Source organism: Collimonas sp., from assembly GCF_035566555.1.
Lineage (GTDB): Bacteria > Pseudomonadota > Gammaproteobacteria > Burkholderiales > Burkholderiaceae_D > Collimonas.
The window spans coordinates 1-21,727 of sequence record NZ_DATMRB010000011.1; the positions used below are offsets into that span (position 1 = coordinate 1).

Below are 21,727 nucleotides of genomic sequence, written 5' to 3' on the forward strand. Positions count from 1 at the left end.
GCTGACCATCCACGATGAAAGTCACCACCATAGCGGAATGAGACGATTCCAAGTTCACACTGTCGCGCTCAGTTTGAGTCATCTGGCCGCCCTTTCGGTTTAAGCAATGCTTTCAAGTTCAGGCCATTCGGCTTAGTGCCGCGCGCGTCATCTGCTTTCCGGCGCGTTGACGTGATCCTGCTTGGCGGCGGGGGCGGTACTTGGCCGCCGTTATGGATCGTCGCTTCGACGCGGCCCTTGAAGGCTGACATCGATTCGCCTGCCAGCGGCTTGAGGCCAAACTCAGCGCCCTTGGCCATCACGGAATCGTCGGTTGCCCACCATGCCCCTTGCCCGGCAGGCTTACCGGCCACCAGTGGCTTCTCGTTGCGGCACCAGTTGCGCCAGGTCGCCGGCCAGTCAGTCTTCCTTGCGGCCTTACCGGCAACGGCTACCCAGTAGTCCCGGAATTTGTCAGCAACACGGCGAACATGCTCCGGCGTCCAGGTCGGCTGCTCTTCCAGCGCCCAATCTCCCAAAGCTTTCGACAAGGTCCAGTCTTTGGGCAAGCGCTTGCCGCGAGCGTCCTGACGATTCTCTGATGATTCATGATGGTTAGTGACGGTTATATGTGGGTGCAAAAGCTTTGCACCCTTTGCGCCGTCAGTTGCACCCTTTGTGCCTTGGGCTGCACCCTTTTGACCGTCAGTTGCACCCTTATTTTCTTGGGGTGCAATTTTTGCACCCTTTACAGAGTCTTCTCCTATGGGAATTTTAGCTAAGGGTGCAATATTTGCACCCTTCAGCCAATCAGGGGAAATACGATACTCACGGCGGGAGCCACGGCCACCATTCCCAAAATTCATCAGGATCAGCCATCCACTCTTTTCCATCGCCCGTAACTGGTATTGCACAGTACGCGCCGATTGCCGTGTTTTATAAGCCAATTGCTCAATGGAGGGATAAATACTGGTCCCGTCATCATGGGCATGATCGGACAGGGCCAGCGCAAGCAGCATCTCGCCGCCGCCGTTTTGATAGCGTTCAAACACCATCGACATAATACGAACACTCACTAAATTGCCTCCATCAGTCCCAGGCGGCGCAGAATGTCATTCGTCTGCGCCACGCCGTTATAAAATAAATCGATCATTACTTCGTAGTTCATGCCAACTGGACGCTTGGCGCGCCCATCCAAGACGTCATGACAGCGACAGCAGCCATATGCCGCCTTTTCATCTGGTGCCTTAATGCCATAGCCCTTGCCGTCCTCCAGCAAATTGGAGTGGCAAAGAACGGTCGTGTCGGTGCGGTAGTTGCAAACGCCAGGGAATCGCAATGTGCATTCCTGGTCGCGGGCCGATGCCTGAATCTTGGTCAACGGCTTGCGCCGAGCCTTGATCGGCTTCTTCGGTTTCGCGGATCGCTGAAAGGACGAGCAAGACAGCACACCGGTCAGGCCACGCGACATGGCAGTGCGACGCATTGGCTTTGTGGAAGGCTTCATGGGACTGCGCTTCATGCAAACATCCGCTGCTGCGACTCTTCGGCGGCAAGCGCTGCAACACACGCAGGATTCAGCCAAACGACCTCCGTACGGAGGGTAGTTCCCCGATTTGCGCTAGCTCTCGCCGAAACAGAATGCTTGACCCAACCTGGCAACGCGTCGTCATAAAGCTGACTCGGATAGCCATTGAGAACCACCATTCCCCGTACCTCAGACAGAAGCGAGAGTAATTCGACGTGATCGTCATTGGTCATTTCGTGCCGGTAATAGCGTGTGCTGCCTTGCATCACGCGGGTGTCGTGCAGGTATGGAGGATCCACATAAAACAGGGCATCCTCTTTATCCTGACTGCGAATCACGTCCAGTGCAGGACGGTTTTCTAGCTGTACGCCTTTCAGGCGCTCAATGATCGGCGGTAGGCACGCCGGGTAGCGCTCCCAGTCCATCATCGCCGTGCTATACCGCCGAGCGGTATCAATACGGAATCCAGAACTTCCCTTGGTGGCGCCAGCAGAACCAAAGCCCATTTGAGCGCGGATAACGGTACGACGCGCTGTTTCAACGGGATCAGCAGCGGGCTGCCACGCCAGGTCAAACTCCGCACGCGCGTACGGTGTCAGGCGTAGAAGCTCAACCAATTTGGCACTCTGACCTGGGTTCTGCAACACCCTAAACAGATTGACAATTTCCCCATCCAGATCGTTGTAAACCTCGGCATAGCTACGCTCCTTCTGCAACAGCACAGACGCAGCTCCACCAAAGGGCTCTACATACACGCGATGCGCAGGAAAGAAATTGATCAGCCACGGCGCCAGGCGGAATTTTCCGCCGTGGTATCGCAAGACGGGGCGTGAAGGGGCGCTCATTCGCACAATCCATACGCGGAAGAACACGCGGTGGGTTCGTCCAGTTGCTCCAGCAGGGAAAACTGTCTGCCGCCGCGCGTGGTGCGCGACCATTCGATGACCGTCTCCATTTTGCAGCGCGAGAAAATCGAAGATGGCGAACCGGTCAAATCATCGACCTTGTGAAAGAACGTGGAAAATCCTCGTTTACTGCATTGAGAAACGATTTCCTCCCATTCGGCGAGCCGCGCCGGATGCTCCGGAAAGCGGACAGCCACCTCTCTAATCTCTTCTTTTCTGGCATTGATGCAATACATGCAACCGACGCGATGCATGCCCTGGCGATATAGTGGATTGGGCTGAAGTTTTCTTGCTGCACAGTATGCGAACACGTCGTCGGCAGACCAATCCACCAACGGACGGTAGATATATAGGCCGCCGCCGACAACCTCAAACTTCAGCGCATCCCGGCGTTTCGCTGACTCGTCCCGGCGTACACCTTGCCAGGAAACCACGGTGTAACCCTGCGCGATTAGTTCGAGCTGGAACGACACGGCGATATCGCGCTTTAGCTGCTCGGTGCAAAACTGTGCCTTTCGAGATGGGAAGCGTCCCTTCCACATGCAAAGGTCAAGGAATGGATTGCCAGAAGGATGCAACGCAGCTAATGCGCGGCGCTTAGCCTTGTTGGTCCAACGGGACAATCGACCACATCCGATCTTTCGTACTTTCTGGATCGGCTCACCTTTTTTGTTCAGGACAATCTGGCCGCGCCCATCGCGTTTCGGGATCGGTGTTTTTCCGTCTGCTTCGAATACTGGCGCCGTATCGTACTCGCGCCGCGTGCGCCGGTCGCGCGCGATGAACGTTCGCTTACTAGCGATCTCAGCATGGAAATTCGCCCTTAGGCGAATGATCTTGATATCCAGCGCCAGCTCCAGGTAGTCCAGGTATTCGTAGACGGCCTGGTGCTCATTGCCGGTATCGCAGAAAATAGCAATGATTGCCGCTTTACCGAAGCGCTCAATCGCGATCAGCAATGTGGCAAGACTATCCTTCCCGCCGGATACGGATACAACGTGGCGAATAGTCATGCGCGCAACCTACACGTCTTGCACAAATCATCCCCGCGCGCGAACTGCCCGACACTCTTTCTCTTGCGGCATGCCCCTTTGCAGACTCGCTGGGCATGATTAAAAATAACCATCTTCGCCGTGCGTTCGGCATAGCGATCAGCCGCATGCCGTGGATCACCTACAGACACAGGAATCATGCAGCCGCCATTTCAAGTAGTTCTTTCCGGCGCGCGTGGTAAGCAGCATGCCAGCGCTCAGCGGCCTCAGAATGGACCGGATACCGACAGGCGCTTGCCAGCCTGCCCTGCTCCGCCGCTTCATGCGCATGCTGGATGATGCCGGCGATGGACGTAATGGGTTCGCTCACGCTTCCACCTTCTCATCGTCACTACGGCAGTAAATGCGAAATGTCAGCGCCAGCAGCTCCTGGGTATGGCGGCTGATCTCATCGCCTATCGCAGCCAAGTCAGCTCGCTCACGCTTATCAATCTCGCCATCTTCAGTCGCCTCGTTGAAGCGGCGCGACAACAAACCTATGTGGGCATACAGCTTGTTGAACTTGCTCAACAGCGCTTCGTTGTCGATTTCATGTGGCGCCGGCAGCATGACAAACACGCCGCCACTTTCAGTTGCGATGCATTGTGCAAAAAGCGCAGTGTCTGAAAAAACTTGCATCTGCATTGCCTTGTCGACGCTCATTGTTTGCCCCTGGCGTTCATAGGTTCGATTCTCCAATGCGTTACGAGTGATGCCCATGGCAGCAGCCATCGCGTCCCAACCGCCGGGGAATGCTTTGATCATTTTTAAATAAGCTTGCCTTCTACTCACAACGTTTTCCTTTTTTCGGTGGTGTTTGTTTTGCAAAATTGCAGTTACAGTTCAGCTATGGGAAATAAAATAAAAATTGCAGATGGCCAGCAAAGGTTGTTTGCCGAACTCAAAATGGATGTGGAACAGCCTGGTTATATGAGAAGAGATATGCGCAATAAAATAGCAACTCTCCCTATAGAGAATTGCCGAACACGTCTGGCCGAAGATCAAAACGAGTCACTCCCATGGCGACGGCGTTCTCGATTGGAATACAGCGCCCTGAAGGCGGCCTCCCTCTCGTAACCCACTGCTGTACTGCCTGGGGACTTACACCAAGAATTCGCGCCAGCGATGTCTGTCCGCCAGCGATGTGGCAAGCTTTCTCAATTGAAGTTTTCATAGCATTATTTTAAAGTTTAACTTGTATTGTTACAAGTATTTCTTTAGATGCTATTTACAAGGCACGCTTGTACACTCCTAATCTATGGAATTCAAATATCGGCTCAAACAATTGTTGGATGCAAAAGACAGCGGCAATATGACCGCGCTGGCTACGCATTGCGGGGTCTCGCCTCAAGCAGTCCAACAATGGATCACGAAAGGTCTAATGCCGCGAAAAGGGCGGTTGGAGTTAATTGCTCAATATTTCGGCATTACTGAATCTGCTCTAGTGTATGGGGGAGACGTACCTGCAGATACGGGAGAACCTGTCGTGATTTCGATTCGTGATTACAAAGAAAAATCGGAGGAAATAGAAATTCGGCAATACAACACAGGTGGAGCAATGGGCCATGGCGTCATATTGCGCGACCAACCAGGGGTAATTCAGAGCTGGCACGTAAGCCCTGAATGGATTCAAAAAAATGTAAAGCATCACACAGGAATTGATAATTTAGCTATCGTCACCGGCTTTGGTGACTCAATGCGAGGCATGTTTAATCCGGGCGACCCACTCCTCGTAGATAGAGGAGTTAAATCGGTCGAATTCGATTCTGTCTATTTTTTTAGGGTTGGCGACGAAGGTTTTATCAAGAGACTCCAGCGAATCCCGGGCGAAGGAATTGTAGCGATATCGGAAAACAAGGCCTACAAAGAATGGACGATCAAGCCTGATATGGACTTCGAGGTTTTCGCCCGCATTCTTAAGGTTTGGTGCAGCACCGACTTTTAATTTCCGACACTCAAGCAGAATCAAATTCACAATCCGCAGTTGTAGTTTTCAATAAGCCCCCACCTCCGGCTGGGGCATCTTCCCCCCGATTTAGAAACATTAGCCTACTGCCGAGCACGCAATTGATCTCCCACGCCCATCGACATCCAGGTGATAGTTCATCGCCCAAATTTGGATCATCACGTCGCGCGCCGGGAAGACTGACGGCATTTACACAGTAAATCACCCCCTTAAATTACAAGCAGCCCCCTACCAAGGCTTCGTCTCTTGAAATTTTGCAAGAAATTCAAATTTATTTACAAGTTTAACTTGATTAAATACAAGTTAAACTTTAATATTGTTGCATTCAAGAAGTTTTAACCAAATGGCTTGACGGTGAATTCCGATCAAGATCGGCGCAACTTAATCAAGGGAAATTCCAATGGGCGACGTAGCAGACATGATGTTGGATGGGACGCTTTGCCAAGGCTGCGGCGTGTTTCTTAACGAAGATGCGCCTGGCTTTCCATGCAGCTGCCGCAGGTGCAGAACCGACGAAAAAAAGGCCAATGCAGCGGCCTATCAACCGCCAAAGCCAAAAGCCAAATGCACTTTTTGCGGGCGCAAGGTCAAGCCGACAGGATTGCCAGACCACATGCGCGATGCGCACAAGGAGCCAGCATGAGCTTCCAAATCACGATCAAAACACAAGACGGCGGTACTGAAACCTACTCCGGCATCGGTGACCGCAATGCGCTGATGGACGCGGCCTACGATGCCGGCGCGCTTGGCGTCACTGTGATGGTGCAGCAATGAGCCGCGCCACATTAGCCGCCTGGCTACTCGCCAGCTGCTTCTTTCTGCTTGTCTTCTCCGCCTATGCAATCTGTAACGACGATGACAGCTATGCCGCTCCCACGCTACGAGATCTCTGCGAGGCACATGGCTGGCCTGACGACGAAAACAGCAAAATGGCATTTCGCCGCGCGTGCCAAACCGAACTGAAGCGCAGCCAGTAACAGCGCCTGTTCACTTCACGACGCCCTAGCGTCACCAAATCAATAAATCGAGGGTAATTACATGGAAGTCCAAGACATCATGACGATCGAAAGTGGCACGATTGCGCTGCTGAACAAGTCGGAAATCGAACAGCAGGTCACGACCGCACATAGGTTTCCTCGTTCCATCAAGAAATTTCGTGACGAAGCCATGCAGATGGTGACGCTGACCGAGAAAGTGGCCGGCGAGTGCATCTATTCCCTGCCCCGCGCAGGAAAAACCATCGAAGGACCGAGCGCCCGCTTTGCCGAAGTGATCGCGTCAGCATGGGGCAATAGCCGCGCCGGCGCCCGTGTCGTTAGTGACCAGGGTGAGTTTGTGACGACGCAAGGTGTTTTCCATGATCTGGAGAAGAACGTTGCTATCACCTACGAGGTGCAGCGGCGTATTACAGACAGCCGTGGGAAGCGCTACAACGCCGACATGATCGGTGTGACTGCAAACGCGGCCTGCTCTATCGCGCTTCGTAACGCCATTCTGAAAGGTGTACCGAAGGCATTCTGGGCCGATATGTACGACGCGGCGCGCGCCACCGTCATGGGCGACTTCAAGACCTTGGCGAATCGGCGCGCCGACGCCATCAAGGCGTTTCAGTCCTACGGCGTGACGCAAGAACAGATCTGCTCAACGCTGGGCGTGTCAGGTACAGATGATATCGGCCTTGAAAAGCTCGTGACCTTGCGCGGCATTCTGACAGCTATTAAAGAAGGTGACACGACGCCGGAACAAGCTTTCGCGAATGCAGACCTTCCAGCTGCACCTCCGAAGATGCCGCAATCCAAGTCGGCGAAGGCGGCTGAACCGGCCAATGTGCCAGAAAGCGTTGCGCCGCCAAAGACGGACGAGCTACCGCTGCAAGAGCCGAAGAATGAATCGCCGCTCTCCGAAGCGCAGTTCGACTACCTCAAGATGAAACTGGAAACAGCCGCTCTAAGCTCGAACGACATCCAAAGGCAGTTCGGCTTTGCCATGGCTGATATCACGAACGCCAATTTCAATGACGTTCTGGCCTGGATTAAGAACCCGGCGGCCTGATGCTTACTTTCGACGAACCTAGCCACGTGTACCGCTGGCACGGTGAGATTGTGCCAAGCGTGACGCAGATTCTCAGCCCTCTGGTGAATTACTCAATGGTGCCGCCCGAAGCATTGGAGCGTGCCCGACTGCTTGGTCAAGCAGTCCATCGCATGACCGAGTTGCACGACCTGGACGATCTTGATGAGGAAAGTCTGGCGCCAGAAATGCTGCCGTATCTAGTGGGCTGGAAGAAGTTTCGCGCCGATACCGGCTTTGTTCCGGACACCATTGAGAAGCGCATGTATCACCCGCTTCATTGCTATTGCGGCACGTCCGACCGCACAGGCTCAGTCCGTGGCCGGCGTGCTGTCCTCGACATCAAGAAGATGATGACGCTGGGACCAGTGATAGGTCCTCAGCTCGCCGCCTACCAGGCAACGCATAACTTGGAAAACGCGGCAATCGTGGACCGCTACGCCTTAGGATTGCGCCCCGATGGGACGTACCGGCTGGTGCCCTATACCGACCCGACAGACTTTGCAGCCTTTATATCACTTTTAACTTTACGGAAATGGAAAGACAAACATGGAATTAGTTGAAGAAATTCGCCCCGCCGCCCTACCCGCTCTACCTCAGAAGGCGGCATTGGAAAAAGTCGCCGATAGCGTGAATGCCGTCGCGAATTCAATCACGATCAATTCGCCGGCCATGTACGAGATTGCCGTTGAGGAGCTGACGGACCTGCAGCGCAAGGTTGACGACCTGACTGAGCAACGCTTCAAGATCACTCGCCCGATGGATGCATCGAAGAAGGAAGTCATGGACCTTTTCCGCGGCCCGATTGAACGTTGCGAAGCCGGCATCGCATTTCTCAAAAAACTCATGCTTGACTATGTGACCGCCGAAAAGAAAAGAGCTGCTGAAGCCCAGCGCATCGCCGACGAACAGGCCCGGCAAGAGCGTTTGCGCCTAGAGAGTGAAGCCCGCGACCAGCAAGCGGCGGCAGACCAGAAGGTTCGTGAAGCCCAGGCCGCAGCAGAGAAAGCGACAGCTGCTACCAAGGCTGCCGAAGAAGCTACCGCGGCCGGCGATACCGAGGCAGCAAACAAGGCCAGTGCTGAAGCACTCGCCGCCAACCAGGTGCAAGCAGCGGCTCACGCAGATGCCCAAGTAGCCCACGCGCGCGTCACGCTCAATCAAACCATCGCCAGCGTCATGACCGCGCCGGTCGTCGCCAGCGCGGCGCCAAAGATTGCCGGCGTGTCGACTTCAGAGCGTTGGACCGCCGAAGTCACCGACCTGCTGACTCTGGTCAAGTTTGTGGCGGCCAATCCTCAATACATCACGTTCTTGCAAGCGAACATGACGCCGATCAAGCAAATGGCGACCTCGCTGAAAGCGAACATGAAGATTGATGGCGTTCGCGCCTTCCCGCAGGCCGGCATCACTGCCCGCCGCAAGTAATCCCGCATTTAAACAGGAGCACATCATGACCTACACAAAAACAGATAACTTCAGCGACGAAGCCGCTCAGAAAGCCCTCGATTTTCTACAGTTTCAGGCCGGCGAGGCCGCGATCTCCCGTGCCAATCGTATCTACATGGAAGAGTTTCGGAAAACGATCAAGGCCAACTGTATGGCCGCGAGCTCCGAGAAGACCCTCACTGCCCAAGAACGTGACGCCTACTCCAGTCCTGAATATATCGCCCACCTGGAAGCCATGCGTACCGCGATTGAACTGGATGAAGTCCACCGCTGGAAGATGGTTGCGGCGCAGGCAACGATTGAAGCATGGCGGACGCACCAGGCGAATCATCGCGGCCTGCTGAAGATGCAATAGCCGACAAATACCCACACATCAAAAACGGACACTAATAGTATGTGGTTTAAGAACCTTCAGATATACCGAATTCCCGCACCATGGTCCATTTCGACCGAACAGCTGGAATCCTTCCTGGCGCCGCAAGCCTTCGCCAAGTGCAGCAGCCTGGAACTGCAAAGCCAGGGCTGGCTGTCGCCGCGCGACAACGGCATGCTGGTGCACAGCGTGAACCGCCAGATGATGATCTTACTGGGTACAGAAAAAAAGCTGTTGCCGGCCACTGTCGTCAACCAGGTCACCGAAGCGCGCGCCGCCGAGATCGAAGAGCAGCAAGGCTATGCGCCGGGTCGAAAGCAGCTGAAAGACCTCAAGGAACAGATCACCGATGAGCTGCTGCCGCGCGCTTTCAGCATCCGGCGCAATACCTGGGTCTGGATCGATCCGGTCAACGGCTGGCTAGTGATTGATGCCGCCAGCTCAACTAAAGCGGAAGAAATCTTGAAGCTGTTGCTGGCTTCGGTCGACAAGCTGCAGATTTCCGGCCTGCGCACGGCCCATTCGCCGCTGACCTCGATGACCAACTGGCTGGCCTCGGACGAAGCACCGCACGGCTTCACCATCGACCAGGACACCGAACTGCGCGCCGCCGGCGAAAGCAAGGCCACCGTCCGTTATATCCGTCACTCACTGGAAGCGGACGACACAGGCCGCCACATCGCTGCCGGCAAGCAGTGCACTCGACTGGCAATGACCTGGGCAGATCATATCTCGTTCGTGCTGACCGAATCGCTGGCGATCAAGCGCGTCGCGCCGCTAGACGTGCTGAAGGAAAGCAACGACACCAGCAGCAAGAATGACGACGAGCGCTTCGACTCCGACATGGTGCTGATGACGGCCGAACTGAACAAGATGCTGGGCGATCTGGTGCTTGCACTCGGCGGTGAAACGCCCGATGAATTCAGCCCTGCACCAAACATTGACGGCCAGGTGCATGCCGCCGTCGCTAAGTTCGAGAGTCACCTCTGTGCGCATGGCGCAACAGCGACGATTAGTCACTCTGGAACCGAACTCATACGCTTCGGCGAGGGCGTGGACCCACTGTATGCCCAAGCTGTTGCCATTGTGCGCGAACAGCGACGGCCTTCTATCTCTTTGGTCCAGCGCGTCCTCCGCATCGGCTATAACCGCGCCGCGCGCCTTCTTGAGCAAATGGAATTTGACGCCATCGTCAGCCCCATGCACAGCGACGGTACTCGCACCCTGTTAAAGCAAGAAGCGTAACGCCCTATCCCATTCTCGCAATCACCCCAAATGAAAAGGAACGTCATGGAAACCCAATCGCAGAAATATACAGTCGCTTATATGCTGGATGTCGTGCTGCAAAAGCACAATTTGAAGAACGATGCCGCTCTGTGCCGTGCGCTTGAGATCACCCCGCCCACTATCAGCAAAATTCGTAATGGTGTCCAGCCACTCGGCTTCATGCTGCTGGTGAAGCTGCACGAGTTTACCGGCATGTCCACCAAGGAAATTAAAGCGTTGGCAGGCATCGGGTAAGCACTGATATGAAATCTAACGTCGCCCACGAGCGAAAAATCGAGAGGATGGCAAAGTCATTTTTTATGATCAATTATCCATTTAACTTTGCGCTTAGCGTCGATAAGCGCAAGTTCTTCATTATCCAGTGGCAAATCTCTACATGTACAAGTCGGCCCACTCTCAATTTGATAAGACCACGTCCATTGCCCTTCCTTCCCCTCATAAACGTCGACCGAGTAATAGTTGCCTTTGTATTCAAAATTATGTCTCATATTTCCCCCTGCTGCCAAAAGGCAGTTCTTCCAAACCCAATCTTGCAATTGCATTACAAGCATGAATTACTTACCGGCATGGACAAGACCTTTTGCGAACGCAATTCCCTGGTCACAGGCAATGTCCCAGCTATCGGACGGCTCAAGCACGGGTGGTCGCAACAATATCCCGTCAATCAAAACGGCCCAACGACACTTACCACCCCCGACGATCGCGCTCACGACTTTAATCTTGTGCCCTTCGTGCACCGTCTCGAATTGCGGCATTTATTCTCCACAAATAGTTTCCACAAGAAAACTTATCATGATCAACAGCCATTTCATACTAGTAAAAACACAACCAATGCCAACCATTTGGAAAGTGGTCAGACAATTAATCAACACGGATAAGGGAAAACAAGATGACTGAAAATATGTCAGGAGCAGTGTCATTAAAGGTACTAGCCGAACGAAAGATCGACGGTATCCAAAAAACCACACGATTCCAGGTTGATCCACGCATCATAGAAATTGAACCGGGGTTCAATGGACGCCCAATCGACCAGGAACACGTTGACTCCATCAAAGCGTCCATCAAGGCAGGCGCGGAATTGGATGCATTGGTTGTTCGTGTCGAAGACGGTCGCATCATTCTGGTCGACGGCCATCATCGTCTCACCTCAATCCTACAATTAATCGCCGAGGGCGTAGAAATCGTGCGGATCGATGCGCGCCAATTCCGTGGCAATGACGCCGAACGCATCGCCCACATGCTCACTAGTGCACAGGGTAAGCCACTTACACCACTGGAACAAGGTTTGCAGTATCGCAAACTAATTGGATTCGGCTGGACAAATCAAGAAGTAGCGTCAAAGGTCGGAAAATCTGCGAATTACGTATCACAGATGCTGACACTAGCAGAGTCCAACAGCGATGTGCAAGGCATGGTAACGCGTAAAGAAGTCGCCGCTCACGTCGCTCTTGTGGTCGTAAAAAAACACGGCAGCGGTGCGGGGAAGGTACTCGCGGGCCACTTAGAGACGGCCAGATCCGCTGGAAAAACCAAGGTGACAAAAAAAACGGTAGCGCCTGCCGAGCAACCTACGCCTCGACCCATATACGGCGACCTGCTGGATACACAGCGCCTCGATTATCTGATCGATCAGAAAGCTGTTGTCTTCCATGGTGGAAAAACGGTGTCCGGCGAGGCTAAGAGGGGCTTCTGGCTATTGTGGCCGAATATTGACGAAACGCAGCCTGGTATTTTTGAGAATCCCCGAGCAGCCATTGATGTCGCCATGCAATCCCAAGCGGGGAAAGAAAAAACACAATGATTACCATTTTGCCTGACGAATTTGTAGCGCTGCGTCGCTTGAAGGATTGTTTCGAAGATGGTGAAGGCTACGATATCGCCACATCGATGGTCCAGCGCCTTGCATGCATAGGTCTCATCCGTAGAACGCATGCGCAGCACTATGAGCTTACTGAATTCGGCCAAGCCGTCGTGCAACACGGAAATTATCCTGCAACTGGATTAGGTTGCGATGACACTCTGCGCATAGATTGGCTTGATGCGCAGGAGCACATCCACGCGCTGCAATGGCAGTGTGGTCCGCGAGGCTCCCCGATAAAAACTAGCTTCTATGATCGGAATCGAGTGCTAATTGCAGAGGGCATATCGCTGCGCCATGCCATTGACGCGGCCATGCATACTCAGGAGGCAACGTAATGGGCTATTGGCATCCACTCCTTCAACTTCCAGTTTACCAAGATTTATTTCGGCTTCCGGCCGAAGATCTGATCCGCATCGCGAAGGTAATGGCACCCTGCATAAGCTGGTCTACGAACCCGTGGGCGCGGGTTACGGAATTTCGGCGTATTACCCATAAGGCGAAATAATGAGTACAACAATTCAGCCAAAACTTGTTCCGTTAAAAAAATGGGCAGAAATTATGTTTGGAGAGTTTGCGCCACATCCTAATACGCTGCATCGCTGGGTGCACGAAGGAAGAATATCTCCGAGACCACAGATCGTCGGGAAAAACTGGTTTGTTAAACCAACTGCAGAATATAGAGGCGGCAAATGAACGCGAGACGTAGAAGTGCGAACAGGAAAGGATTCCCGGACAATCTATATTGCAAGGTTGACGGATATTTTTGGTATCGCAACCCTCAAAGCAATAAAACCAAAGGACTGGGCCGCGATCGTGCTGAAGCTTTCAGAGAAGCTCGTCTGGCAAACGCCGCATTACTCGAAATGGGGCGATCATCATTAGTCGATTGGGTAACCGGAAAACCTCAAGTATCTTTTGGCGAATGGCTAAAGCAATACGAGCCCTTGTGGATCAAGCGCGAGAGTCCTGCTCAAAGTACAATTCGCATCGGACAAATTTACCTTGCTGACTTTTCACGCTGCGACTTCGCATGGATGCCAGTCGATAAAATTACCGCTCAACAGATTTCCACTTATCTCGAATCGTTAGAGGGTGTGCGGGGTGCCGCCACCATGATAAATATGCGTTCTCGGCTTTCTGATGTTTTTCGAACAGCAGAGACAAAGGGCCTGATAGAGGCAGGCAAGAATCCAGTCTCTGTTACCTATTCTCCTGAATATAATCCAACTCGGGATCGTATGACGCTGGAAAATTTCCTGCTCATAAGGGAAAAAGCCGTACCGTGGCTAAAAAATGCAATGGATCTCGCTCTGGTAACAGGGCAGCGCCGCGACGATATTGCCAATATGCTGTTTTCCGACGCGAGGGACGGTTTTCTATATGTGGCACAAAGAAAAGGGGGCGGTCGCACGAAGCTAAAAATTGACACGAATGTACATTTGACCGCTTTCGCGATGTCGATTGATGATGTCATAAAGCAATGCCGAGACAACATCCTGAGCAAATACATGGTTCATCATGTTCGACACAGAGGCATAAATAAGCCAGGTGACCCGACTTCTCCTCAAGGAATTTCAGATGCGTTCAGAGCGGCGCGTGGATTCGCCAATGTATTGCCAGGCGAAGGAAAAACCCCAGTAACGTTCCACGAGATTCGCTCTTTAGCAGAGAGATTATATAAAGAACAATACGGTGCCGACTTCGCGCAAGCAATAATGGGGCACAAAGAAGCTAAAACAACGGCCATCTATGACGACCTACGCGGGACCGCTTATCAGGAAGTCTCTGTAAAATAGCGATATTCATTTTGGAAGAATTTTGGACGAATTTTGGACAATCTTCGCAAAACCGCATAAACAAAGGCTCTAAGACTTACCTCATGTTCAATCCATCCCAAGACGATGTCCGCCGCTTCTTTTGCGAGACCTACCGCAAGCACCGCACCGGCGAAATCCTGACGCCGCTGGAAGCCATCGCCAGCGACTGGCTAGCGCAGCATCCTGAATACTCGGACGACCTGAAAGATGTCGACGCCGCACTGGGTGCCGACTACTCGGTGGAAAACGGCCAGACCAATCCATTCCTGCACTTGTCGATGCATCTGTCGATCGCCGAACAGATCTCGATCGACCAGCCGCCGGGGATCAAGGCCGCGGCGACAGCCCTGACGCAACGGCTGCAATCCGAGCACGAGGCTCATCATCAGATCATGGAATGCCTGGGCCAGATGATCTGGAACGCGCAGCGCAGCGGCTTGCCGCCGGACGGCGCCGCCTATATCGACTGCGTCAGGAAACGCGTCTGACCCGCAGTTTTGCCTGAGGATTAAAGCTCTCGCAAAAAAGCGCCTGGATGACAATCCAGGCGCGTAAACCCAAGGGGACACTCAGGCGGGAAACCGGTTGTCCATCACTTCAAAGCTGCCTAGCTGTCTCCTCGCCGGCCGGCTGCGGATCGTCCTCGTCGCGGCGATGGAATAACTGATACAGGATGGGCAGCACCAACAGAGTCAGGATGGTCGACGACAGGATGCCGCCGATCACCACCGTCGCCAGCGGCCGCTGCACCTCGGCGCCGGTGCCCGTGGCGATCGCCATCGGCACAAAGCCGAGCGAAGCCACCAGCGCCGTCATCAATACCGGCCGCAAACGGGTCAGCGCGCCTTCCCGTATCGCTAGATCCAGGCCGCGGCCTTCTTCGCGCAAACTGCGGATGAAAGCAATCATCACCAGGCCGTTCAGCACCGCTACCCCGCACAGCGCAATGAAGCCGACCGCGGCCGATATCGACAAGGGAATGCCGCGCAGCCACAGGGCGACGATGCCGCCGGTCAGGGCAAACGGAATGCCGCTGAACACCAGCAAACCATCCTTGACGTTGCCGAACATGGCGAACAGCAAGGTAAAGACCAGCAGCAAGGCCACCGGAATCACGATCTGCAGCCGTTGCGTAGCCGATTGCAGCTGCTCGAACTGGCCGCCCCAGCTGGTCCAGTAGCCGGCCGGGATCTTGACCTGCTGTTGCAGCCTGGTCTCGGCCTCGCTCACGAAGGAACCGATGTCGCGGCCACGCACGTTGGCGCTCACCACGATCCGCCGCTTGCCGTTTTCGCGGCTGATCTGATTGGGTCCCGGGGCCAGTTCCAGACTGGCTACCTCGGCCAGCGGAATGTAGTTGGTGCGCCCTTCTGCGCCGGCGCTGCGCGGCAGAGAGATCGGCAGACGCTTGAACGCCTCCAGGTCGCTGCGCAGTTCTTCCGGCAGGCGCACCACGATATCGAAGCGGCGATCGCCCTGGAACAAAGTGCCGGCTTCCTTGCCGCCGATCGCGGTCGCAACCACGTCCTGTACATCGGCCACGTTGAGGCCGTAGCGGGCGGTCTTGTCGCGGTCGATATTCACGGTCAGCATCGGCAAGCCGGAAGTCTGCTCGATTTTCACCTCCGCCGCGCCTGTGATCTTGCCCAGCACTTCCGAGACCTTGTCGGCGGTGGCGTTCAGGACCGCCATGTCGTCGCCGAAGATCTTCACCGCGACGTCGCTGCGCACGCCAGAGATCAGCTCATTGAAGCGCAGCTGGATCGGCTGGGAAAATTCATAGTTATTGCCAGGCACATCGTTGGCGGCTTGCTGGATCGCAGCCAGCAGCTCCAGCCGCGTCTTCTTCGGTTTGGGCCAGCTATCTTCCGGCTTGAGCATGATGTAGCCGTCGGAAATATTCGGCGGCATCGGATCCGACGCGATTTCCGCCGTGCCGCTGCGAGCGAACACACGCTCGATTTCAGGGAACTGCCGCTTCAGCGTGCTTTCGATCTGCTTTTGCATTTCCAGCGATTGCGTCAGGCTGGTGCCAGGGATGCGCAGGGCCTGGATCGCAATATCGCCCTCGTTCAGGCTCGGCACGAATTCGCTGCCCAGACGCGTCGCCAGCACCCCGGACAACAGCAGCACGGCAAGCGCACTGCTCAGCACCAGGGTTTTGCGCTGCATGACCCACTCCAGTACCGGCGCATAGAAACGCTTGGCGCCACGCATCAGGAAGTTTTCGGTTTCCGACACGCGCTTGCCGATGAACAGGGCCACCGCCGCCGGAATGAACGTAATCGACAGGATCATGGCGCCGACCAGGGCGATCACCACAGTCAAGGCCATCGGGTTGAACATCTTGCCTTCGACGCCGGTGAGGGCGAAGATCGGCAGGTAGACCACCATGATGATGACCTGGCCGAATAGCAAGGGCCGGCGTGCTTCCTTGGAGGCGGCAAAGACTTCATGGAAGCGTTCGCTACGTGTCAGGGGGCGGCCGTGATGCGCCTGCGCATGCGCCAGGCGACGCACGCAGTTTTCCACGATCACCACTGCGCCGTCGATAATGATGCCGAAATCCAGCGCGCCCAGGCTAAGCAGGTTGGCGCTCACCTTGTACTGCACCATGCCGGTGAACGTGAACAGCATCGACAGCGGAATCACCATTGCGGTGATGATGGCGGCGCGGATATTTCCCAGGAACATGAAGAGGATCGCAATCACCAGGATGGCGCCTTCCAGCAGATTCTTCTTGACGGTATTGATTGCCTTGTCGACCAGCACCGTGCGGTCATATACCGTGATGGCTTCGACCCCGGCTGGCAGGCTGCGGTTGATTTCCACCATTTTGCGGTCGACCGCCTGCGATACTGCCCGGCTGTTTTCGCCGATCAGCATGAAAACCGTCCCCAGCACTACTTCACGGCCGTTCTCGGTAGCGGCGCCGGTGCGCAATTCGCGGCCGATGCCCACTTCACCGACATCGCGGATACGGATCGGCACGCCCTGCACATTGCCCAGGATGATGTTGCGTATATCCTCTATCGAACTGACCTGGCCAGGGGCGCGGATCAGCAGCTGTTCGCCGCGTTTCTCGATATAGCCGGCGCCGACGTTGCTGTTGTTGCGGTCCAGCGCGGTGACGATATCCTGCAGGGTCAAGCCATACGACGCCAGCTTTTCCGGCTGCGGCGCTACCTGGTATTCCTTGGCGTAGCCGCCGATGGAATTGATTTCCGTGACGCCGCTGACGTTGCGCAATTGCGGCTTGATGATCCAGTCCTGGATTTCTCTCAGGTCGGTGGCCGTATAAGCGCTGCCGTCAGGCTTCTTTGCACCGTCCTTGGCCTCCACCGTCCACAGATAGATTTCGCCGAGGCCGCTGGAGATCGGTCCCATCGCCGGCGCTACACCGGGCGGCAGTTTTCCCCTGGCTTCCTGGATACGTTCATTGACCAGCTGACGGGCGAAATAGATATCGGTGCCGTCCTTGAAAATCACGGTCACCTGCGACAGGCCGTAGCGCGACAGCGAACGCGTCTGCTGCAGCTGCGGCAGGCCCGACATCACCGTTTCAATCGGGAAGGTAACCCGCTGCTCGGTTTCCAGCGGCGAATAGCCCGGCGCAGCCGTATTGATCTGGACCTGCACATTGGTGATGTCCGGCACTGCATCGATAGGCAGTTTCTGGTAGTTGTAGATGCCGAGTGCAGCCATCGCGAACACCGCCAGCATGATCAGCCAGCGCTGCTCGATCGAGAATCTTATGATGCGTTCAAACATGGGGTCCGGTCCTTAGAGTGCGCTTAGTGTGCGTGCTCGGCGCTGCTCTTGCCGAGTTCCGATTTGAGAACGAAACTGCCTTCAGCCGCATAACGCGCACCCGCCTTGAGCCCCTTGACGATCTCCACCTGCTTGCTGTCGGCCCGGCCGGTACTCACCGGCTGCACCATGAAGCCATCGGCGATACGCACAAACAGCACCTGTTTGTCGTCCAGTGTCTGTATCGCTTGCGGCGGCACCGCCACCGCTACTTCGACATCGCTGGCCACCACCTCGACATTGACAAACAAGCCAGGCCGCCACGCCATGTCTGGATTCGCCAGGGTGACGCGGGCCTTGGCGGTGCGCGTCTGTTCGCCCAGCAAGGCGCCGACATAGGAGATGCTGCCGCTCGCACGCGATTCAAAGGCGGTGGCACTGATCTGGACTTTTTCGCCCAGCCGCACCAGGTTCAGATCCTTGGCAGGGACGATGATCTCGGCCCATACGGTACTCAAATCGGAAATGGTGAAAATGCTGGCCTCGGCGGCTACCGCCTCGCCGAGCGCGATGTGTTTCTCAGTGATCAGGCCGCTGAACGGCGCCCGGATTTCGTAGCGGTTCAGGGCGTTGCCGCTGCCTGCGCCGGTGCCCAGCACGTTCAGCTTTTGCCGTGCATTCTGCAGCGCGATTTCCGCTTCGTTCATGACCTGGCGCGCCTGCTGGTAGTCCTGCTCGGCGGATATCTTTTCTTCCCACAGTTTCTTTTCGCGCTCGTAGGCAGTGCGTGCAAAGGTGAAGCGTTTTTGCGCTGCCAGCAGTTCGCTGCGCTGTTCCGCCAGGCCGGTGCTGGCCACCACCGCCAGCAGCTGTCCCTGCTTGACCTGCTGCCCCAGGTTGACCGCTACCTGCTCGACGACGCCCGCCAGGCGCGGCACCACGTGTGCGGTCTTGTCTTCATTGAAGCGGATTTCGCCCGGCAAGGTGATAGCCGTCTTGACCCGCGCCGGACCCGCGCTTTCCAGCTTGACGCCGGAGGCCGCCACCTGCGCCTCGTTCAGTTCGATTTTCCCTTCTTCCTGGGAAAAAGCCGCCAGCAGCTTCTGCCCGCCATATTGCAGCTGGAATTTAGCGTCGAACACGTGCGGCTCAGCGATTACTACGCTACTGCTGAGAGAACCGTCCTGCGGGACAAAGCTGATGTTTTCCACGTCACCATCGGGACGCGCCAGTTGCAGCGTCAATTTGGCAGCATCCGGCGCCAGCGCCTTGCCGTCGTTGAACAGCCATGCCTGGAAACGCGCCTCTCCCGCTGCTTCCGCCATGTTCACTTCCAGCGCCAGCTTATCCTGCGTAAACATCCTGCCGCCATGCGGTCCCTTGCTGGCGGCCTCGGGCTTCGGATGGTGTTCGCCGTCGTCATGCTGGTTGGCATGGCCGTGCTTTTCCGCCGCCGCTTCGCCGTGATGTTCGCCGTCGGCATGGGCAAGCGCGTCACGGTGCGCATCTTCCCCGGTCTCCTGAGCGGTTCCGCTGGCGCCGCTCCAATACAGTGCGCCCGCTACCAGGACGATAATGGCCGCTAGCAAGACGAAAATGGCGGTGCTAGCGTTGCTCTTGCTCAAATTGATTTTCATGTCGGCTGTTTACAAAGAGTCGGTTGAAGGAAAAGCACCTACCACGCGCTCGATCTCAGTGGCGGCGCGATGGGCTTCCGCAAGCGCACGCAGCGCTTGCGATCTGGCCTGGAACAGCACGCGCTGTGCATCCAGGACTTCCAGAAAGCTGAATTTGCCAAGCTCAAAACCTTTGGTGGCGATATCGTAGGCATCTTGTGCGGCCGGCAGGATTTCGCTTTGCAAGGCGCCAACCTGTTCCCGGCCCTGCTTGAGCCGCTCATAAGCGTCGCGCAGTTCGCCGCCCAGCTTCAGCTGGGCGCCGCGCAGCTCATCGCGCGCTTTGTCGGCGCGCTGCAAGGCTTCCTGCAGGTTGCCTTGATTGCGGTCAAACACAGGGATTGGTATCGACAGCCCGAAAATCATCTGGTTTAGCCGACTCTCTTCCACCCGCTTGCCGCCAATGCTGACGGTGACATCCGGAATACGGGCGCTGCGCTCAAGCTGGACCAGCGCCTGGCGGCGCTCGACTTCCACCCGCGTCTTCACAAAGGCGGGGGAATCCTGCAGGCGCTCCAGCAAGACTGCCAGGTCCGGCAGTGCGGGCAGAACATTGATATGGCCGTCGAGCGCAAGAAAATCAGGCACCGCGTCACCCCAGGTTGCCGCCAGTGCACGCCGTGCGATCTGCATGCTGCTGTTCGCCTGCTGCAGCTCCACCCGCACCCCGGCTTCGGCGACGCGCGCCTTGGTCGCTTCGATAGGCGCTACCTTGCCGGCGGCGACACGCTTGGCCGCGACCTCGCTGGCGCGCTGCGCCAGCTGCAAAGAACCCTGCAGCAACTGCAGATTTTCCTGCGCTTCCAATGCGGAAAAATAAGCGTTGACCACTGCGCCCTGGATATCGGCGCGCTTGGTCAGGTAATCCGCTTGCGCTGAGTCGCGGCCCTTTTCGGCCGCCTTGATACGAGCATCGCGCTTGCCACCCAGCTCCAGTTTCTGGTTCAGCTGCAGGGTGGTGGTCCGGGTCGCCTTGCGGGTATCTTCCAGCAAGGCGGAGACCTCCGGATTGGGCCTGACGCCCGCCTGCAAGATGGATGCCTCGACCGCTTTCACTTCCAGCGCAGCAGCAGCCAGTTCCGGGTTGCTCTTGAAAGCCTGCAGCAAAGCTTGCTGCAGCGTCAGCTGCCCCGCCAGCTCGTCGCTGGCAAGGCGCGGCAACTTATAGTTGATGGCAGCTTGCGATCCCGCTGTCCGGGTTGACGCCACATCCTGCGCCAAAGACGGTTGGCATACCAGCGCCGCCAAACCGAACGGCAAGAAGAACTTGTGCATGCTCTACTCCAAAAAAAACAAGCCGGAACGGCCGATCAGGCGCCTGAGTAAATAGTCTTCTTAGGGCCGTCTTCCTTGTGATCGTGCGCGGTAGACCTGCTCTTTTTCGCGTCCGGCTGAGCTTGCATCTTGTCCGTGCGGCTTTTTGTTTCGGCGCCGGCGTTCTGAGAGACGGTGCCGGCCGGCTTTTCTGCAGCCGGGGCTTGCGCCATCGCGACGCTGGAAACGGCCAACAAGGCGGCGACGGAAAACAATTGTTTAGCATTCATATCAATCTCCAAAAAATTAAAGGGGCTTAACGACCAGCCGTTGCCTTTGGCCAGATCGTTGACGTAAAGTGTAGGAAGCAGAGGAAAACGGGACGGTGACGGCCGGATTACGCTTTTGTAATCCAACACCGCCGGGTTTTAGCAGATAATCGGGGTTCAACCCAGACAACAGAAGGATGAAACATGCGTATCCTGCTGGTAGAAGATGAACCCAAGGCCGGTGAATACCTGCGCAAAGGACTGACCGAATCCGGCTACGTGGTCGACTGGGTGCAGAGCGGCGCCGACGGCCTGCATTGCGCCACCTCGGAAGACTACGACCTGATCGTGCTGGACGTCATGCTGCCCGGCCTGGACGGCTGGCAGGTGATCCGCGAATTGCGCAAGACCCGCGCCACGCCGGTGCTGTTCCTGACCGCGCGCGACGAAGTCGAGGACCGCATCAAGGGCCTGGAGCTGGGCGCCGACGATTACCTGGTCAAGCCCTTCGC

Annotated in this window: 28 protein-coding genes and 1 pseudogene; 18 read left to right on the forward strand and 11 right to left on the reverse strand. The window is 55.9% G+C overall.

Annotation, left to right across the window (positions count from 1 at the left end; translation table 11 throughout):
* Positions 1-68: 68 nt before the first annotated feature.
* From VNZ65_RS02235 to VNZ65_RS02265, 7 genes are all read right to left on the reverse strand, one after another.
* A complete protein-coding gene (locus VNZ65_RS02235; protein WP_325665642.1) occupies positions 69-1,055 on the reverse strand; it encodes a helix-turn-helix domain-containing protein in 987 nt (328 codons plus the stop codon).
* On the reverse strand, positions 1,055-1,486 hold the full coding sequence (locus VNZ65_RS02240) for a nuclease domain-containing protein (RefSeq protein ID WP_325665644.1): 432 nt from the start codon (positions 1,484-1,486) through the stop codon (positions 1,055-1,057). The genes VNZ65_RS02235 and VNZ65_RS02240 overlap by 1 nt, the downstream gene beginning before the upstream one ends.
* 11 nt (positions 1,487-1,497) lie before the next feature.
* Positions 1,498-2,352 carry a DNA adenine methylase gene (locus VNZ65_RS02245; RefSeq protein WP_325665646.1) on the reverse strand — a complete coding sequence of 285 codons (855 nt, stop codon included), beginning with the start codon at positions 2,350-2,352 and terminating at the stop codon, positions 1,498-1,500.
* Complete coding sequence (locus tag VNZ65_RS02250) at positions 2,349-3,425, reverse strand: phosphoadenosine phosphosulfate reductase family protein (protein ID WP_325665648.1); 1,077 nt, start codon at positions 3,423-3,425, stop codon at positions 2,349-2,351. The genes VNZ65_RS02245 and VNZ65_RS02250 overlap by 4 nt, the downstream gene beginning before the upstream one ends.
* A 175-nt stretch (positions 3,426-3,600) precedes the next feature.
* The gene (locus VNZ65_RS02255; protein ID WP_325665650.1) at positions 3,601-3,774 is read right to left on the reverse strand and encodes a hypothetical protein; all 174 of its coding nucleotides are present in this window, start codon (positions 3,772-3,774) and stop codon (positions 3,601-3,603) included.
* Positions 3,771-4,235 (reverse strand): YmfL family putative regulatory protein, encoded by a 465-nt coding sequence (locus tag VNZ65_RS02260; RefSeq protein ID WP_325665652.1) that lies wholly within the window; start codon positions 4,233-4,235, stop codon positions 3,771-3,773. The genes VNZ65_RS02255 and VNZ65_RS02260 overlap by 4 nt, the downstream gene beginning before the upstream one ends.
* Before the next feature lie 175 nt (positions 4,236-4,410).
* Entirely contained in the window at positions 4,411-4,617 is a 207-nt protein-coding gene (locus VNZ65_RS02265) for a transcriptional regulator (RefSeq protein WP_325665654.1), read from the reverse strand.
* A gap of 84 nt (positions 4,618-4,701) precedes the next feature.
* Between VNZ65_RS02265 and VNZ65_RS02270 the strand changes: the two genes are divergently transcribed.
* The 17 genes and pseudogenes from VNZ65_RS02270 to VNZ65_RS02350 all read left to right on the forward strand — a co-directional run bounded on the left by VNZ65_RS02270 (position 4,702) and on the right by VNZ65_RS02350 (position 14,754).
* Positions 4,702-5,388 carry a LexA family transcriptional regulator gene (locus tag VNZ65_RS02270; RefSeq protein ID WP_325665656.1) on the forward strand — a complete coding sequence of 229 codons (687 nt, stop codon included), beginning with the start codon at positions 4,702-4,704 and terminating at the stop codon, positions 5,386-5,388.
* Between the two features lie 421 nt (positions 5,389-5,809).
* Positions 5,810-6,052, forward strand: a complete 243-nt coding sequence (locus VNZ65_RS02275; protein WP_325665659.1) for a hypothetical protein — start codon at positions 5,810-5,812, stop codon at positions 6,050-6,052.
* The gene (locus VNZ65_RS02280) at positions 6,049-6,183 is read left to right on the forward strand and encodes a hypothetical protein (protein ID WP_268906998.1); all 135 of its coding nucleotides are present in this window, start codon (positions 6,049-6,051) and stop codon (positions 6,181-6,183) included. The genes VNZ65_RS02275 and VNZ65_RS02280 overlap by 4 nt, the downstream gene beginning before the upstream one ends.
* Positions 6,180-6,386 carry a hypothetical protein gene (locus VNZ65_RS02285; protein WP_325665662.1) on the forward strand — a complete coding sequence of 69 codons (207 nt, stop codon included), beginning with the start codon at positions 6,180-6,182 and terminating at the stop codon, positions 6,384-6,386. Before VNZ65_RS02280 ends, VNZ65_RS02285 begins: the two co-directional genes overlap by 4 nt.
* A gap of 61 nt (positions 6,387-6,447) precedes the next feature.
* A complete protein-coding gene (locus tag VNZ65_RS02290) occupies positions 6,448-7,461 on the forward strand; it encodes a hypothetical protein (protein ID WP_325665664.1) in 1,014 nt (337 codons plus the stop codon).
* Positions 7,461-8,042 (forward strand): hypothetical protein, encoded by a 582-nt coding sequence (locus VNZ65_RS02295; protein WP_325665666.1) that lies wholly within the window; start codon positions 7,461-7,463, stop codon positions 8,040-8,042. Before VNZ65_RS02290 ends, VNZ65_RS02295 begins: the two co-directional genes overlap by 1 nt.
* Positions 8,029-8,907: a hypothetical protein gene (locus VNZ65_RS02300; RefSeq protein ID WP_325665668.1), complete on the forward strand. Its 879-nt coding sequence runs from the start codon at positions 8,029-8,031 to the stop codon at positions 8,905-8,907. The genes VNZ65_RS02295 and VNZ65_RS02300 overlap by 14 nt, the downstream gene beginning before the upstream one ends.
* Positions 8,908-8,932: 25 nt before the next feature.
* On the forward strand, positions 8,933-9,283 hold the full coding sequence (locus VNZ65_RS02305) for a hypothetical protein (protein WP_325665670.1): 351 nt from the start codon (positions 8,933-8,935) through the stop codon (positions 9,281-9,283).
* Between the two features lie 39 nt (positions 9,284-9,322).
* A pseudogene (locus VNZ65_RS02310) lies at positions 9,323-10,210 on the forward strand (recombination-associated protein RdgC); the annotation flags it as partial.
* A 144-nt stretch (positions 10,211-10,354) separates the two neighbouring features.
* Positions 10,355-10,546, forward strand: coding sequence for a DNA translocase FtsK (locus tag VNZ65_RS02315; protein ID WP_255407838.1), 192 nt, complete (start codon positions 10,355-10,357; stop codon positions 10,544-10,546).
* A gap of 45 nt (positions 10,547-10,591) precedes the next feature.
* Entirely contained in the window at positions 10,592-10,822 is a 231-nt protein-coding gene (locus VNZ65_RS02320) for a helix-turn-helix domain-containing protein (RefSeq protein ID WP_325665672.1), read from the forward strand.
* An 8-nt stretch (positions 10,823-10,830) separates the two neighbouring features.
* The gene (locus VNZ65_RS02325) at positions 10,831-11,466 is read left to right on the forward strand and encodes a hypothetical protein (RefSeq protein ID WP_325665674.1); all 636 of its coding nucleotides are present in this window, start codon (positions 10,831-10,833) and stop codon (positions 11,464-11,466) included.
* 11 nt (positions 11,467-11,477) lie between these two features.
* Positions 11,478-12,389: a ParB/RepB/Spo0J family partition protein gene (locus VNZ65_RS02330; RefSeq protein ID WP_325665676.1), complete on the forward strand. Its 912-nt coding sequence runs from the start codon at positions 11,478-11,480 to the stop codon at positions 12,387-12,389.
* Positions 12,386-12,784 carry a hypothetical protein gene (locus VNZ65_RS02335; protein ID WP_325665678.1) on the forward strand — a complete coding sequence of 133 codons (399 nt, stop codon included), beginning with the start codon at positions 12,386-12,388 and terminating at the stop codon, positions 12,782-12,784. Before VNZ65_RS02330 ends, VNZ65_RS02335 begins: the two co-directional genes overlap by 4 nt.
* A 169-nt stretch (positions 12,785-12,953) precedes the next feature.
* Entirely contained in the window at positions 12,954-13,142 is a 189-nt protein-coding gene (locus VNZ65_RS02340) for an excisionase (protein WP_325665680.1), read from the forward strand.
* Positions 13,139-14,245, forward strand: a complete 1,107-nt coding sequence (locus tag VNZ65_RS02345) for a tyrosine-type recombinase/integrase (RefSeq protein ID WP_325665682.1) — start codon at positions 13,139-13,141, stop codon at positions 14,243-14,245. The genes VNZ65_RS02340 and VNZ65_RS02345 overlap by 4 nt, the downstream gene beginning before the upstream one ends.
* A gap of 83 nt (positions 14,246-14,328) precedes the next feature.
* Positions 14,329-14,754, forward strand: a complete 426-nt coding sequence (locus VNZ65_RS02350) for a DUF1841 family protein (RefSeq protein WP_325665685.1) — start codon at positions 14,329-14,331, stop codon at positions 14,752-14,754.
* 109 nt (positions 14,755-14,863) lie between these two features.
* On the opposite strand, the gene VNZ65_RS02355 is transcribed toward VNZ65_RS02350, so the two are convergent.
* From VNZ65_RS02355 to VNZ65_RS02370, 4 genes are read right to left on the reverse strand one after another with little or no spacing between them, the layout of a single operon-like run.
* A complete protein-coding gene (locus tag VNZ65_RS02355; RefSeq protein ID WP_325665687.1) occupies positions 14,864-18,037 on the reverse strand; it encodes a CusA/CzcA family heavy metal efflux RND transporter in 3,174 nt (1,057 codons plus the stop codon).
* A gap of 23 nt (positions 18,038-18,060) precedes the next feature.
* Complete coding sequence (locus VNZ65_RS02360; RefSeq protein WP_325665689.1) at positions 18,061-19,653, reverse strand: efflux RND transporter periplasmic adaptor subunit; 1,593 nt, start codon at positions 19,651-19,653, stop codon at positions 18,061-18,063.
* A gap of 9 nt (positions 19,654-19,662) precedes the next feature.
* A complete protein-coding gene (locus tag VNZ65_RS02365) occupies positions 19,663-20,967 on the reverse strand; it encodes a TolC family protein (protein ID WP_325665691.1) in 1,305 nt (434 codons plus the stop codon).
* A gap of 35 nt (positions 20,968-21,002) precedes the next feature.
* On the reverse strand, positions 21,003-21,362 hold the full coding sequence (locus VNZ65_RS02370) for a hypothetical protein (RefSeq protein WP_325665692.1): 360 nt from the start codon (positions 21,360-21,362) through the stop codon (positions 21,003-21,005).
* A 57-nt stretch (positions 21,363-21,419) separates the two neighbouring features.
* On the opposite strand from VNZ65_RS02370, the gene VNZ65_RS02375 reads away from it, so the two are divergent.
* Positions 21,420-21,727, forward strand: a 308-nt coding sequence (locus tag VNZ65_RS02375; RefSeq protein ID WP_325665694.1) for a response regulator, incomplete at its 3' end; no start/stop codon positions are given.

What these genes read in the sequence shown, in the direction of transcription:
- VNZ65_RS02240 (WP_325665644.1), bottom strand. Translation starts at nt 1,486, where the DNA reads ATGAAGCCTTCCACAAAGCCAATGCGTCGCACTGCCATGTCGCGTGGC.
- VNZ65_RS02245 (WP_325665646.1), bottom strand. Translation starts at nt 2,352, where the DNA reads ATGAGCGCCCCTTCACGCCCCGTCTTGCGATACCACGGCGGAAAATTC.
- VNZ65_RS02250 (WP_325665648.1), bottom strand. Translation starts at nt 3,425, where the DNA reads ATGACTATTCGCCACGTTGTATCCGTATCCGGCGGGAAGGATAGTCTT.
- VNZ65_RS02265 (WP_325665654.1), bottom strand. Translation starts at nt 4,617, where the DNA reads ATGAAAACTTCAATTGAGAAAGCTTGCCACATCGCTGGCGGACAGACA.
- VNZ65_RS02270 (WP_325665656.1), top strand. Translation starts at nt 4,702, where the DNA reads ATGGAATTCAAATATCGGCTCAAACAATTGTTGGATGCAAAAGACAGC.
- VNZ65_RS02275 (WP_325665659.1), top strand. Translation starts at nt 5,810, where the DNA reads ATGGGCGACGTAGCAGACATGATGTTGGATGGGACGCTTTGCCAAGGC.
- VNZ65_RS02280 (WP_268906998.1), top strand. Translation starts at nt 6,049, where the DNA reads ATGAGCTTCCAAATCACGATCAAAACACAAGACGGCGGTACTGAAACC.
- VNZ65_RS02285 (WP_325665662.1), top strand. Translation starts at nt 6,180, where the DNA reads ATGAGCCGCGCCACATTAGCCGCCTGGCTACTCGCCAGCTGCTTCTTT.
- VNZ65_RS02290 (WP_325665664.1), top strand. Translation starts at nt 6,448, where the DNA reads ATGGAAGTCCAAGACATCATGACGATCGAAAGTGGCACGATTGCGCTG.
- VNZ65_RS02295 (WP_325665666.1), top strand. Translation starts at nt 7,461, where the DNA reads ATGCTTACTTTCGACGAACCTAGCCACGTGTACCGCTGGCACGGTGAG.
- VNZ65_RS02300 (WP_325665668.1), top strand. Translation starts at nt 8,029, where the DNA reads ATGGAATTAGTTGAAGAAATTCGCCCCGCCGCCCTACCCGCTCTACCT.
- VNZ65_RS02305 (WP_325665670.1), top strand. Translation starts at nt 8,933, where the DNA reads ATGACCTACACAAAAACAGATAACTTCAGCGACGAAGCCGCTCAGAAA.
- VNZ65_RS02320 (WP_325665672.1), top strand. Translation starts at nt 10,592, where the DNA reads ATGGAAACCCAATCGCAGAAATATACAGTCGCTTATATGCTGGATGTC.
- VNZ65_RS02325 (WP_325665674.1), top strand. Translation starts at nt 10,831, where the DNA reads ATGAAATCTAACGTCGCCCACGAGCGAAAAATCGAGAGGATGGCAAAG.
- VNZ65_RS02330 (WP_325665676.1), top strand. Translation starts at nt 11,478, where the DNA reads ATGACTGAAAATATGTCAGGAGCAGTGTCATTAAAGGTACTAGCCGAA.
- VNZ65_RS02335 (WP_325665678.1), top strand. Translation starts at nt 12,386, where the DNA reads ATGATTACCATTTTGCCTGACGAATTTGTAGCGCTGCGTCGCTTGAAG.
- VNZ65_RS02340 (WP_325665680.1), top strand. Translation starts at nt 12,954, where the DNA reads ATGAGTACAACAATTCAGCCAAAACTTGTTCCGTTAAAAAAATGGGCA.
- VNZ65_RS02345 (WP_325665682.1), top strand. Translation starts at nt 13,139, where the DNA reads ATGAACGCGAGACGTAGAAGTGCGAACAGGAAAGGATTCCCGGACAAT.
- VNZ65_RS02350 (WP_325665685.1), top strand. Translation starts at nt 14,329, where the DNA reads ATGTTCAATCCATCCCAAGACGATGTCCGCCGCTTCTTTTGCGAGACC.
- VNZ65_RS02355 (WP_325665687.1), bottom strand. Translation starts at nt 18,037, where the DNA reads ATGTTTGAACGCATCATAAGATTCTCGATCGAGCAGCGCTGGCTGATC.
- VNZ65_RS02360 (WP_325665689.1), bottom strand. Translation starts at nt 19,653, where the DNA reads ATGAAAATCAATTTGAGCAAGAGCAACGCTAGCACCGCCATTTTCGTC.
- VNZ65_RS02365 (WP_325665691.1), bottom strand. Translation starts at nt 20,967, where the DNA reads ATGCACAAGTTCTTCTTGCCGTTCGGTTTGGCGGCGCTGGTATGCCAA.